10 protein-coding genes are annotated in these 12488 nt (G+C 65.6%); 8 read left to right on the forward strand and 2 right to left on the reverse strand.

All coding sequences use genetic code 11. The annotated features are described in order from the left end of the window. Nucleotides 1-5: 5 nt before the first annotated feature. From D779_RS13615 to D779_RS13645, 7 genes are all read left to right on the forward strand, one after another. On the forward strand, nucleotides 6-368 hold the full coding sequence (locus tag D779_RS13615) for a response regulator (protein ID WP_043754896.1): 363 nt from the start codon (nucleotides 6-8) through the stop codon (nucleotides 366-368). 7 nt (nucleotides 369-375) lie between these two features. After that, a complete protein-coding gene (locus D779_RS13620) occupies nucleotides 376-972 on the forward strand; it encodes a chemotaxis protein CheW (RefSeq protein ID WP_043754899.1) in 597 nt (198 codons plus the stop codon). 66 nt (nucleotides 973-1038) lie between these two features. Further along, a complete protein-coding gene (locus D779_RS21205) occupies nucleotides 1039-3279 on the forward strand; it encodes a methyl-accepting chemotaxis protein (RefSeq protein ID WP_052348132.1) in 2241 nt (746 codons plus the stop codon). An 83-nt stretch (nucleotides 3280-3362) separates the two neighbouring features. Then, a complete protein-coding gene (locus D779_RS13630) occupies nucleotides 3363-6926 on the forward strand; it encodes a hybrid sensor histidine kinase/response regulator (protein ID WP_043754901.1) in 3564 nt (1187 codons plus the stop codon). Next, the gene (locus tag D779_RS13635; RefSeq protein WP_043754903.1) at nucleotides 6923-7429 is read left to right on the forward strand and encodes a hypothetical protein; all 507 of its coding nucleotides are present in this window, start codon (nucleotides 6923-6925) and stop codon (nucleotides 7427-7429) included. Before D779_RS13630 ends, D779_RS13635 begins: the two co-directional genes overlap by 4 nt. Next, complete coding sequence (locus tag D779_RS13640; protein WP_043754905.1) at nucleotides 7426-7881, forward strand: hypothetical protein; 456 nt, start codon at nucleotides 7426-7428, stop codon at nucleotides 7879-7881. The genes D779_RS13635 and D779_RS13640 overlap by 4 nt, the downstream gene beginning before the upstream one ends. Before the next feature lie 293 nt (nucleotides 7882-8174). After that, nucleotides 8175-8600 (forward strand): DUF1523 family protein, encoded by a 426-nt coding sequence (locus tag D779_RS13645; RefSeq protein WP_232424185.1) that lies wholly within the window; start codon nucleotides 8175-8177, stop codon nucleotides 8598-8600. Between the two features lie 106 nt (nucleotides 8601-8706). On the opposite strand, the gene D779_RS13650 is transcribed toward D779_RS13645, so the two are convergent. Both D779_RS13650 and D779_RS13655 read right to left on the reverse strand, forming a co-directional pair. Further along, the gene (locus tag D779_RS13650) at nucleotides 8707-9927 is read right to left on the reverse strand and encodes a glycosyltransferase (protein ID WP_043754908.1); all 1221 of its coding nucleotides are present in this window, start codon (nucleotides 9925-9927) and stop codon (nucleotides 8707-8709) included. Between the two features lie 12 nt (nucleotides 9928-9939). Next, nucleotides 9940-11553, reverse strand: coding sequence for an amylo-alpha-1,6-glucosidase (locus D779_RS13655; protein ID WP_157726404.1), 1614 nt, complete (start codon nucleotides 11551-11553; stop codon nucleotides 9940-9942). A gap of 42 nt (nucleotides 11554-11595) precedes the next feature. On the opposite strand from D779_RS13655, the gene D779_RS13660 reads away from it, so the two are divergent. Next, nucleotides 11596-12312, forward strand: coding sequence for a TVP38/TMEM64 family protein (locus D779_RS13660; protein WP_157726405.1), 717 nt, complete (start codon nucleotides 11596-11598; stop codon nucleotides 12310-12312). Nucleotides 12313-12488: the final 176 nt, after the last annotated feature.

Here is a 12488-nt window from a genome sequence, read left to right on the forward strand (position 1 = left end):
TTGTCATGGTTACCAAAGCACTGGTCGTCGACGATTCAGCTACCGATCTCATCAACATCAAGGGCATTCTGAGCGATGCGGGCTGCATCGTGCTGACCGCGTCGGACGGCAAGGAGGCGATCGAGAAGGCGAAGGCGGAGAAGCCTTCCATCATCTTTCTCGACATCATCATGCCCGGCATGGACGGTTACGAGGCCTGCCGGCTCCTGTCCGAGGATCCGCTGACCAAGGGCATTCCGGTCGTGTTCGTGACCAGCAAGGGGCAGAAGGTCGACAAGGTCTGGGGACAGATGCAGGGTGCCAAGGGACATGTCGTCAAGCCCATCGATCCGGAGCAGGTGATCGATCAGCTCAAGGCCCACGTTTGAGCCTGACATGACGACCCAGGAGCTCTCCGTCTCCGGGGAGATGGCGGCGTCCTCGTCCGCGCCCGATCCGGCGCGGGTCACCGATTGGATGCCGCCCTCGGAGGCATTGAATCGCTTCCAGCCGCTCGGCAATGTCCTGCTCGCGAGGGCCGATGCACAGCAGGCGGACGATCGCTACGGCTTTCGTATCAGCTCTCTGGGGCTCATGGTTCAGCCCCGGACCCTGACCGAGCTGATCCCCATGACGCCCATCGTCGCCATTCCGAATGGGCCCTCGTGGCTGTGCGGGATGATCAATGTGCGCAGCCAGCTGGTGCCGGTCTTCGATCTGTCCATGATGTGCGGCTTGCCGAGTCCCGAGGACCAGCCGGGGGGCTGGATCCTGGTATTGGATGCGGGAGAACGTGCCGTGGGTCTGGTCGTCGCCGAGTATCCCAAACGGCTGCGCGATCTCAGGCCCGTGACCCAGCTTCCCTCCCTGCCGGATCCGCTGCAGCGAGCCGTGTCCGCCGGATATCTGGAGGGCGACACGCTCTGGCTGGAACTCGACCACCGGGCATTCTTTTCCTCCTTCACCGATCCCGGCATGGACGCATCACCCTAAGAGTGCGTTCAAGACCGTCCTTTTCCACAACCCGGTGCCTCTTTCCCGTATCTGGAGCCGACCGACATGAATCGCCAAGAGTCCGACAAGCGCGGATTTCGGTTTTCGGACCAAAAACTCGCCTTCCAAATCACCCTCATCGCAACCCTGCTGGCGTTGGTCATCCTCGCCACACTGGTCGTATTCGCCGGCCGCTATACCAGTGACGCCATGACCACCGCGGCCGAACGCGACTTCAAGGCCGAGGTGAACGGTCTGCTCCGAACGCTCGACATCACCTACGAGCTGTCCAAAGAGACCTCCGTGAGCTACTCGGCGATCCTGGAAAAGGATATCGGCGAGCAGCTGGTCATCGATTCGCAGCAGACCATGCGGGTGGGAGAAGTGAGCGCTCCAATCGTCAGGGTCGGTGACACGATCGCCAACGGCAACCTCGAGGTGGTCGACCAGTTCTCGGATCTGACCGATGCGCTCGCGACCATCTTCGCCCGCAGCGGCGACGACCTGGTGCGCGTCACGACCTCGGTTCGCGGTGTGGACGGCCAGCGCCCGATCGGTACCCTGCTGGACAAGGACAGCCCTGCCTATATCAATCTGATGAACGGCAAGCCCTTCACCGGCCGCAACACGCTGTTCGGCACCAACGTCATGGGTACCTATACCCCGGTCCTCGGGGCCGACGGTCAGGTAGCGGGCGCGCTCTTCGCGGGCGTGGATCTGACCAAAACTATGGAGACGCTGTTCGAAACCGTCGCAAACACCCGGTTCGGCGAGAACGGCTACGCCTACGTGGTGGACGACTCCTCGGCGGAGGGCCGCGGAACCATGGTCGTTCACCCCGAACTGCAGGGGCAGAAGATCCAGGACATCAAGGACGGTCTCGGTCAGACCGGAACCCTGATGCCGCTGATCGAGAAGCGCTCCGGCCTCTACTCCTATACCTGGTACGACAGTGAGGGTCGGCCCGACGACAAGTTCGTGGCCTTCGAGCGCTCCGCTCCCTGGGGCTGGGTCGTCGCCGGCGGTACCACGCGCTCCGAGATCACCGCGGTCGGCGATCAGCTGCAGCGGTTTCTGATCGTCGCCGGCATCGTCGCCGCCGTTTTGCTGGGCGCGCTGCTCTGGTTGGCGATCACCAGCCGCCTGAAGCCGCTCGAGCATCTGCGTGGGGTCGTGCGGGCCCTTTCCGAAGGCGACGACGAGGCGCGTGCCCGTCTGACCACCAAAGACGAGGTCGGCGTTCTGGCCACGGCATTCGACCGCATGATGGACGAGCGCGTGGCGACCCAGGCCGCCATCCAGCGCGAGAACGATCAGCTGAACGCCTCGGTGCTCGCCCTGCTGCAAGCGGTGGCGCAGCTCTCGCAGAGAGACCTCACCGTCAAGGTGCCGGTCACGGAGGACGTCACGGGCGCTCTGGCCGACGCGCTGAACGCCCTGACCAACGAGACCGGCAAGGTGCTGACCGATGTCTCCGACATCTCGGCCGACGTGACGGCCGCCTCGCTCAAGGTCAAGGAGCAGGCGGACACCCTCATGAGCGTGGCTCAGGTCGAGCGCCAAGAGGTCGAGCACACCGCCGACTCGCTGGCGACCGCGGCCTCCACCATGAACCAGATCGCCGAACTGGCCAATGTCTGCAACGCGGCGGCCGACAAGGCGATCAACACGACCCGCCAGGCGCTCGACGCGGTGACGGACACGGTGGGCGGTATCAACAGTACCCGCGACATCATTCGCGAGACGGAAAAGCGGATCAAACGTCTGGGCGAGCGCTCGCAGGAGATCAGCGGCGTCGTCAATCTGATCAACACCATCGCCGAGCGTACCCACATCCTGGCGCTGAACGCCTCCATGCACGCCGCCTCCGCCGGCGAGGCGGGGCGCGGCTTCGCGGTGGTCGCCGACGAGGTGCAGCGGCTGGCCGAGAGTGCCCGCCAGGCCACGGCCCAGATCGCGACCCTGGTCAACAGTATTCAGGTCGAGACCGCGGATACCGTCAACAGTATGAGCTCGGCTATCGCCCAGGTCGTCGCCGGCAGCCGGATGGCAGAGCAGGCCGGTGAGCAGATGCAGACGACTCAGAGCAGTACGGCCGAGCTCGTGAGGCTGGTTCAGCAGATCGCGACCTCCTCTCAGGAGCAGGCCAAGGTCAGCAACCTGCTGCTGGAACGTGCCTCCGAGATCCGCAAGAGCACGGAGCAGACCAGCCGCCGGCTGGAGGAGCAAACGGAGTACACCGACAACCTGGTGGACTACGCCAGGAATCTGCTCGCGACGGTCCGCGTGTTCAAGCTGCCCGCTTGAGCGGCTGACGGTGGCCGCGGTCGGATGACCGCAGCCGCCGCCGTCTCGATACATCGGTATCCATCACCGCAGCGGGAATAGACATGGGTGCTCAGCACGAAGCGACCGCCGAGCATCGGCGGCCGAAGGCTTACGAACAGGATCCCGACTCCGAATCCATCGCCGATACGACCGGCGAGGTGGAGCCGGGCGCAGGAGATGCGGACATGGATGCGGCTTCCACACCGGAGGAATCGCTCCAGCTCCAGGCCCTCGAGTGCGCCGACGCCTTGATTCAGGTGCTTGCCGCCGAAGACGCGACCGTTGCGGAACGCACGCAGGGCTTCATGGATGGGCTCGGGGCCGTACTGGATGTCGCGGCCGCGATGGAGGCGACCGGCCTCATCGACGTCTGCGCGATACTGATCGACCGGCTCTCGCAGATCGAAGGACAGGAGGCGGACGAGGAGACGACGGCGAATCTTCTGGCCCAGTTCCCTCTGCTGCTGATGGATTATCTGTCCGCGCCCGGCGAGGGAGCCGAGTCCCTGGTCCAATATCTGAGACATCCGCATTGGCGGGTCGGCCTGGCGGACGAGGAACTGGCCCTGCTGCGTGCCTCGCTCTGCCCGCCGGCATCCGTCGCCACCGAGACGGAAGCGGAGCCGGGCGAAGAGACCGTCTCCGTTCGGCCCGAAGACGTCTCTCCTGTCCCGGCAGCGGATACCCACGCCGCCGCGGCGGAATCCGGTGTCGATGGTCCGGATGCGGAGATCCTGGCCGCATTCCCGCCGCAGAGCACCTCGCCCGAGATGCTGGCCTTCGCCGCGACCGAGTTGGAGAGCAACTATGCCGCCGTGGAAGAGGCGCTCGCGGCCCTCGCCGCCGCGGACGGCGACGCCGACAGGCAGCAGGCGTCCTGGACCGGGCTGCAGGACGAGCTGTCACACCTCGCGGCCGGAGCCGAGGCCATCGGTCTGACGGGACTGACCCGGCTGCTGAACTGGATCCAGGAGCAGGGCGGGCGGCTTGTGCGGTCCGGGACCCTGACCATGGAGCATCTGGCGACGCTCGCCGCGCTACCCGAGTCGCTGCGGGGCTATTTCGCCGATCCCCAGGCGCCCGAGCGGGCGGTCGGACTGACCGACATCCTCTACGATCTCGGCGGCGACGCCTCCGCCTATCCCGGGCTCGGCTCCATGGCCGATTATCTGAACGGGGTGGAGGTGGCCGCCACCGTGCCGGACCCGGACGATGCCCGCCCCGTGGTGGCCGAGTCGGATGCGGTCTCCCTGGTGTTGCCCGACGACTTGAACCCCGAGCTCCTCGAGGGGCTGCTGACCGAGCTTCCCATCCAGACCGCGACCTTCACCGAGTCGGTGCAGCGGATCGTCGCCGGCCAGGGCGGGGCGTCCGACATCGACACCGCCAAGCGCGCGGCGCATACGCTCAAGGGTGCCGCCAACACGGTGGGCGTCAAGGGAATCGCCAATCTGGCGCATCATCTCGAGGATCTGCTCATCGCCCTCGGCGAGGCGGATCTGCTGCCGAACATGGGACTGGCTCAGACCCTCGGCTATGCGGCCGACTGCCTGGAGGCCATGAGCGAGGTCCTGGTCGAGGGCGGAGAGCCCCCGGCGGATGCCGTCGACGTCCTTCAGGACGTGCTCAACTGGGCCAATCGCATCGATTTGCAAGGGGTCGGGGTGGCCGGCGTGGCCTCGGCCGACGCGGCCGAGGCACCGCCGCATCAGGCGCTGGTCGGTCGTCACGAGACACTGGACTCCGCGTCGGATCACCATGCGGCACGCCCGGATGGGGCGGTCCATATGCTGCGGGTTCCGACCAGCCTGGTGGACGAGCAGCTGAGGCTGGTCGGCGAGACCATGACCTCGACCGCCCAGATCCAGAACCGGCTGCGTCTGGCGACCCAGCAGGTGATCGAGGTCGGCCAGCAGAATCAATTGCTCCGACAGCTGATCGACGATCTGGTCGATCTGGTCGATCTGCGCGGTGTCGATCTGCCGCGCACGCAGGAGGCGGTCGACACCGGATTCGATGCCCTCGAACTCGACCAGTACGGCGAACTGCACACCGTGACCCGGCGTCTGGTCGAGGTCGTCACCGATTCGAGCGAGATGGGGCAGGGCACGCAAGAGCATCTCACCGTCCTCAAGGGGCTGGTGGAGATACAGTCGCGTCTGCAGATCGAGAGTCAGAACGCGGTCATGCGCGCGCGCATGGTGCCGGTGACCACGGTGGTCTCGCGCCTGCAACGCGCGGTGCGTCAGGCCTGCCGCCTGCTCGACAAGGAGGTGCATCTGGCCCTGCAGGGTGCCGACACCCTGGTCGACGGCAACATCCTCAACGAACTGGTCGACGGGCTCATGCATCTGCTGCGCAATGCCGTCGACCACGGCATCGAGCCGCCGGAGGAGCGCACTGCCGTCGGCAAGGAGCCCTTCGGTCTCATCCAGGTCGCCTTCAAGCGCGAGGGCGACTCCATCATCATGACCTGCCGCGACGACGGCCGTGGTCTCGACCTGGACCAGATCCGCCAGGCCGCGCTGCGCAAGGGACTGATCAAGGCCAGCGACGCGCTGCAGCAGGATCAGCTCATCCGGCTGGCCCTCACGTCTGGATTCTCGACGCGGGACGAGGCGACGCACGTTTCGGGCCGGGGAATCGGGCTGGACGCGGTCGACGCCATGGTCCAGCAGCTCAAGGGGTCCATGAATCTGCGCACCGAGCAGGGCCGGGGGCTGACGGTCGAGATCCGTCTGCCGACGACGCTGCTCTCGGCCCAGGTCCTGCTCGCCAGGGTTCGGGGCAAGAGCGTCGCACTGGCCACGCGCGGCGTGGAGGAGATCCATTTCATCACGCTCGATCAGCTGCGCCGGGTCGGCGGCGGTCTCGCCTTCCAGTACGACGATCGGCTGCAGGACGTCGTGCGTCTGGAGGATCTTCTCGATCTCGAGGGCGTGGAGAGCAATGTCGAACGGGGCGGATATCCGCTGCTCCGGGTGCGCATGTTCAATGGCGCCCACACCTCGGTTCTGGTCGACGAGGTGCTGGAGAGCCGCAATCTGGTGGTGAAGAAACTGGGCGTCTATGTCGGCAAGATCGACGGCGTGATCGGTGCGACCATCCTGGGTGACGGCAGCGTCGCCCCGGTCGTCGACCTTCCCGATCTGCTGAGGGTCTCGGCCGGCCAGCAGGCTCGGGGCGGAGACAGGTCCGCGCGGCGGGCCGAAGGGGCTGGGACGGGGTCTCCCCAGATCAGGGTCCCGAAGGCGCTGCCCAAGGTCCTCGTCGTCGACGATTCGATCTCGGCGCGCCGCACCACGGCGCAGCTCTTCAAGGACGTGGGGTACGAGGTGCATGCGGCGATCGACGGTCTCGAGGCATCCTCCATGCTCGAGGCGCTGACCCCGGACATCGTCATCACCGACCTGGAGATGCCGCGCATGAACGGTCTGGAGTTCGCCGCCCATATCCGGGCCAATTCCGGGTTCGAGCATCTGCCCATCGTCATGATCACCTCCAGGTCGACCGATCGCCATCGACAGCAGGCGCTGGCGAAGGGGGTCGATCTCTATATGGTCAAACCCTTCAAACCGGAGCAGCTGATCGAACAGGTCGACACGCTGATCGGCAGGCGGGCATGAGCGGTTCCATCTATACCGCCCGGATGGCCACGGACGCCGTCGAGGCCCAGGGCCTGATGCGCGTCTCCGGCACGCGTCTCGTGGCGCCATCGCGGGATCTGAAGAGCGTCGAGTCGGCCGGGGATCTGGTCGAGGATCGGCCTCCGGAACGAGGCGTCGGCTGGATTCGGGCGTTCGACGATCTCTGGCCCGCCTTCGCGCTCTCGGGCGACCTGCGGCTCGTCGCCGAGCCCCCCAGGTCTCCTCGGATGATCGCGGTGATGGGCGGGCCGGATGGACTCTTCGGTCTCTTGTGCGAAGAAATCAGCATGATGGATGAGCGCGAGCTCGATCTCATTCCTCTTCCGGACTGCATGCGATACCCGGATTCGCCGATCGGATCGGTCGCGCTCTCCAGAGACGCGCTCTACTGCTATACCGACGCCATGGCCTTGGCCCGTCATATTCAGGCATTGGGAGGTCTCTCGCCGGACGCATCCCGCACAGAGAGGGGAGCGCCATGAGCCGAGCCAGCGGGTGGCAGCTCGAAATCGACGCGGGAGTGCGGGCCGTCATCGGCCAGGGCAATCTGATCCAGCTCATGCATGCCCCCGATATGCACGAGGTTCCATTCTGTCCGGACTATTGCCGGCATATCCTGGCCTGGGAGCACGGACTCCTGCCGCTCTTCGATCTCTCGGTCTGGCTTCGGGGTCAGCCTCGACAGCGCCCCTTGTCCTGCGTCGGGGTCGTCGCCTTTCGGGGCGAGGATCCGGCGCCTCGATTCGGCGCCCTGGCGCTGGCGGCTCCGCCCAAGCGGATCGATGTCGACGATGCCTGGGCCTGCGACCTTCCCGAGTCGGAGATGCGCTGGCAGCCGGTCTGCTGTTCCTGCTTCGAGACGGGGGGCGAGCCATTTCCGATCCTGGATCTGCGGCGTTTCTTCGACCTGAGGCCGGAACCGGTCGGGCCATGAGTCGCTGACCGCCCCTACGTCCGCCGATGGGCTCCGCCGTCGAGGCACCGGGGATTGGGGTATTGCGACCACAGCCGTCTCCGGCGAGCGGGTCATATGCCCCGGTCCTCGATCGGCGTCCTTGCGTCTGTCGGCCCGGTTAATCTTATTTAATACAATGCGATAGATCTGATTTGGTGGGTTGGCCCGTGTATTGCTCAATCCATTTCGACTGAAGCGCTGCGGCGATTGCGATTCGAGACGAGCCTCGCCGCAGACCATATGACTTCAATCGATTCAGGAGTGACCAACCCATGAATACCGGAACCATGAAGAAACAAGTGACCTATGGTGTCGCAGCCGTTGCTGCCGTCATTCTCGTCTTCCTCTGGCTGCGCTGGGGGCCCGATTCCTGGGACGTTCAGATCACGGGCGTGACCGGAGACGGCCGAGACGTGCAATACCGGATCGAGACCGTCTATACCGACTCGACGGATACGCTGATCTTCCGTAACGAGGATGCCGGATTTCTGCCGCCCTATTTCAAGTTCGACTCGGCCGACCTCCAGTCCGTGGCGAGCCGCGTGACGCGCGACTGTCCGCAGACGCCGGTCACGGTGAACGGATACGGGTTCCGTATCAGCTGGCTGGATATGTTCCCGAACGCCACCTCGATCGATGCGCCGGAGGAGTGTCTCGATGCCCCGTCCAAGGATACGGCGATGGTGCGAGGGAATTGATCTCACGTCGACCGGTCGCGACCGATTCCGTTCGAGCGAAAGGGATAGACTCGCGAACGGCTGAAGAGGGCGCCAAGGGCATGCAGATGCCCTTGGCGTTTTGCGGTCAGCTGCGCGCCTTCTCCAGCGCCGACGCATAGATGGCGAAGAGTTTGCCGAAACTGCCGTCCCAGCCGTAGTCCGCGTCGAACACGTGCTGGCGTGCCGCCGCGCCCATGGTCTCGCGACGCGGGGCGATCTCCAGGATGTTCTCCGCCATGGCCGAGGCGTCTCCGACCGGACCGAGCCGGCCCCATTCGGGCCGGATGCGCTCGCGCAGCGCTCCTGCGTCGACTCCCACCACCGGAAGCCCGGAGGCCTCGGCCTCGACCACGGAGAGACCGAAGGTCTCGTGAGGTCCAGCCGTGACATAGATGTCCGCCGAGGCCAGGGCCGAGGCGTAGGCATCCTTGTCCTTTTCGTAGGGTAGGACGCTACAGCGTTCGAGACTGGCGGCGCGATGTTCCAGCTCAGGCCGCAGCGGACCCTCGCCCATCATCGCCAGATGGAAGCGCGGTTCCTGCGGGAGCCGCTCGAAGGCGTCGACGAGCAGGGTGACGGACTTCTCGGTATCCAGGCGGCCGGAGTAGACGAGCAGGATCTCGTCCTCGCCGACCCCTAGCCGCTCGCGGAAGGCGGGCGAGCGGCGCTCGGGCGAGAAGCGGCTCAGATCCACGCCGAGCGGGACGATCTCGGTGCCCGTGACGCCGTATTCGGCGATTCTCGCCGCCTGGGCCTCGGTCGCGGCCAGTGTCAGGTCGCATTTGCGGAACATATGACCGAATGCCGATTCGGCGCCGTCTTCCAGGATCTCGCTCAGGGTGTGACCCCAAGAGGCGAGGGTCTCGCTGACGCCCTCAATGCCCTCGCCGAGGAATTTGCGCGCGGGGGCGCCGACATAGGCGTGCGCCACGTCGGTGTGGAAATAGGCCGAGACGAGACAGGCGCCCCCCGCGTCACGTCGCTCGTCGCGATAGCGGAAGGCCGCCAAGGGCGAGAGGAAATAGCTCCCGAGCTCGATCACGTCCGGGGCCGTCTCTTCGAGGATCCGCCGAATCCGGTCCGGCCGCCAGAAGAAGCGGTAGGGCTCGCAGCCCGGAATGAGCGGACTCTCGATCTCGATCTTGGTGAGACGCCTGTCCCGAGTCGTGCGGTCCTCCTCGCCGGGGACGATGAGGATGTGCTCGTCCTCTCGATGGTCGGCGATGTAGCGGCGCTTCTGGTCGATGTAGGTCTTGATGCCACCGCTGGTTTCGGTGTAGGCCAGTGTGAGGTCGCAATAGCGCATGGTCCTGGACTCCTAGCTCCCCAAATGGATGCGTTCGGCGAAGTTGGTGCGGAAGGGGATCGATCCTGCCGGGCCGTCCCACGAACCCGAGAATCCATCTCCAGGCTCGCAGTCCAGACTCAGACGTCCGCCGCCCCACGGAAGCTCGACGGAGAAACGCATGCCGGCGCATTCGGGCGGCAGGCGAGGGCAGATGGACGGACCCGAAGGGGTCGGAGCCAGCCCCAGTAGCAATTCGAGGAAGAGCGTGTTCACCAGCCCGGACCAGCCGACGAAATCGCGCTGCGGCCCGCGTCCGAGCGTGAATGCCTTCCACCAGTTCCCCCGCTTGCGGCGCAGATCGCGGGTGTGGAAGCTGTCCGGATCGTAGAATTCGTAGATCTGCCGCTCCTCGCGGAAGACCTGATAGACCCCACGGCACAGACGGTAGCTCAACTCGCCGGCCTCGCGGTCGTGCCCGTAGCGCAACAGCCCCTGGACGACCCCGTAGGCGGTGTTGATCCAGACCGGGCCGCGCCACATATCCTTCTCGAAGGCGTGCGCGGAGCGGTCGACCGACGGCAGTGGCATGGGCGTTCCGTAGTGAGCCGGGTCCATGATGCGGGCCACCATGCGTCGGGCCCGATTCGGGTCGGGAACGCCGGCCCAGAGCGGAAGCAGCGAGGCGATGGTCGACACCGGGACATGCACCCCGGCGCCGTCCAGGTCGTAGTAGAGCCCGTCGCGCTCGCTCCAGAGCAGCGCGTTCATGCGCTCGCGGAGCGTCTCGGCCGAAATGGCGAAGTCCTCCGCCTCGGCCGGACGATCGAGCCGACGCGCCATCTCGCTCAAGGCGTCGAGCTGGAGGATCACATAGCTGCAGAGGTCGGGGGCCGCCATCGCGCGCGTATTGCGCAGCACGCTCTCGTCGGTGTTGCTGAAGCGTGGCGCGTTCTCGACCCCGGACTCGTAGGGGTGGGCCCAGAAATAGAGGCCGTTGTCGAGACGGCGGTGGGCGTCGAGCCAGCGCTGGTAGGCCGCGAGCGGTCCGTAGATCTCGTCGATGAAGGCGCGGGCGTCGGCCCGGTCGAGCGTCCGGGCGACCTCCATGGCGGACCAGGCCACGAGCGGCGGCTGGGTATAGCGCGATTGCGAGAACTCGGTGACGACATGCTGCAGCCGGTCGCCGTCCCTCAGCTCGATCACGGACAGCAGCAGCTCGCGGGCGGCCTGCGGATCCCAGCACTTCCAGATCTGGGCGATGAAGGCGGAGTCCCAGAGATAGACGCCGCGAAAGGCCGGACCCGGGATCGCGTGCCGATAGGAGGACAGTAGATCCTCCGACTGCAGATTCGCAAAGAGGATCGCATAGACTTCCGCGAAGCCGCGCGAGAAGGTGTCAGCATCCGCGGATCCGGCGACCTCGAGATGCGGCGGTCTGGCGGTCACGCCCTTGTGCCGGAGCACCTCCAGCGGCAGCTCGACCGGGAGCAGGCCGACCCGGCCCGCCGAGATCCGGGACCAGACGAGCAGGTTCCAGAGATAGCTCAGGCCACGGTAGTACCGGCCCGCGAAGGCGGCGACCCGCCCGGTTCTCACCCGTGCGGATCCGAGCCAGCGGCGCAATTCGGTCTTCAGGACTCGCATCGAGGACATCGTCAGCTCGCACTTTCATTGGGTACGGAATCGATGGATCTTCAGAACGACTTCTCGAACATCGACGGCCGGACGAGGCCGCCCGGATACCGGCTCCCGGTGCTGGCGGCGGCGCTCCTCATCGGGCTTGTGCTGGCCGGGCAGGGTCTCGGATTGATCCCTCCCGTCGGCGAATGGCAGGGACTGATCCTCGCCGGGCTCCGCCAGGTGCCGCTCTGGGCCTTCATGCTCGCCTTCGCGATCCTACCCGCTTTGGGCTTTCCGATCCTTGCCTTCTATATGACGATCGGTGGCCTCGTCGACGGTCTCGGCCCCGCCTTGCTCGTCTCCTGGTGTTGCATGGCCGCCAACATGGCCCTGTCCTATCTGGTCGCACAGGGATTCTCCAAACCCCTGTGCGTCCTGGCGCGGCGTCGCGGCTATCGCATCCCGCGCATCGAACCGGTCGACGAATGGAAGGTCGTGGTCATGATGCGCGCCTCTCCGCTGCCCTGGCTGATGCAGAGCTTCCTGCTGATCCTCGGCGGGGCGCGGTTCCTTCCCTACATGCTGTTCGGTCTGCCGGTGCAGGCGCTGGTCGGCCTGGGCGTCATCGTATTGGGCAGCTCGCTCTTCTCGGGAAACGGCCTCTGGGCGCTCATCGGCGTCTGTCTGCTCATGGCGGCCTGTCTGGCGCTTTCGATCATCCGCCGCCGCAGCGGTCGGCTGGCGCGGAGCGCGACCGAGGAGGTTTCGCTGGAGTCGGTATGATCCTCGTGAGATGTCGAGCAGGATTGGGTTTGATCCCATTGTAGGTCGGTTGGTGTTTAAAGTCTGATGGTCGCATCCGCCACAGATTGAACGGCACATGGTTACCTGGAGGAATTATTCTGCTACAAAGCGTGAACGAAAAAGTGGCGATATTTTCGACATGCGCCCAAAGGAAG

The sequence above is a fragment of the Imhoffiella purpurea genome (assembly GCF_000585215.1).
GTDB lineage: Bacteria > Pseudomonadota > Gammaproteobacteria > Chromatiales > Chromatiaceae > Imhoffiella > Imhoffiella purpurea.

Bases quoted from the DNA above. Each gene is read 5' to 3' on its own strand.
- D779_RS13640 (WP_043754905.1), top strand. From the start codon at position 7,426: ATGAGCCGAGCCAGCGGGTGGCAGCTCGAAATCGACGCGGGAGTGCGG.
- D779_RS13645 (WP_232424185.1), top strand. From the start codon at position 8,175: ATGAATACCGGAACCATGAAGAAACAAGTGACCTATGGTGTCGCAGCC.
- D779_RS13660 (WP_157726405.1), top strand. From the start codon at position 11,596: ATGGATCTTCAGAACGACTTCTCGAACATCGACGGCCGGACGAGGCCG.
- D779_RS13655 (WP_157726404.1), bottom strand. From the start codon at position 11,553: ATGCGAGTCCTGAAGACCGAATTGCGCCGCTGGCTCGGATCCGCACGG.
- D779_RS13615 (WP_043754896.1), top strand. From the start codon at position 6: ATGGTTACCAAAGCACTGGTCGTCGACGATTCAGCTACCGATCTCATC.
- D779_RS13635 (WP_043754903.1), top strand. From the start codon at position 6,923: ATGAGCGGTTCCATCTATACCGCCCGGATGGCCACGGACGCCGTCGAG.
- D779_RS13620 (WP_043754899.1), top strand. From the start codon at position 376: ATGACGACCCAGGAGCTCTCCGTCTCCGGGGAGATGGCGGCGTCCTCG.
- D779_RS21205 (WP_052348132.1), top strand. From the start codon at position 1,039: ATGAATCGCCAAGAGTCCGACAAGCGCGGATTTCGGTTTTCGGACCAA.
- D779_RS13630 (WP_043754901.1), top strand. From the start codon at position 3,363: ATGGGTGCTCAGCACGAAGCGACCGCCGAGCATCGGCGGCCGAAGGCT.
- D779_RS13650 (WP_043754908.1), bottom strand. From the start codon at position 9,927: ATGCGCTATTGCGACCTCACACTGGCCTACACCGAAACCAGCGGTGGC.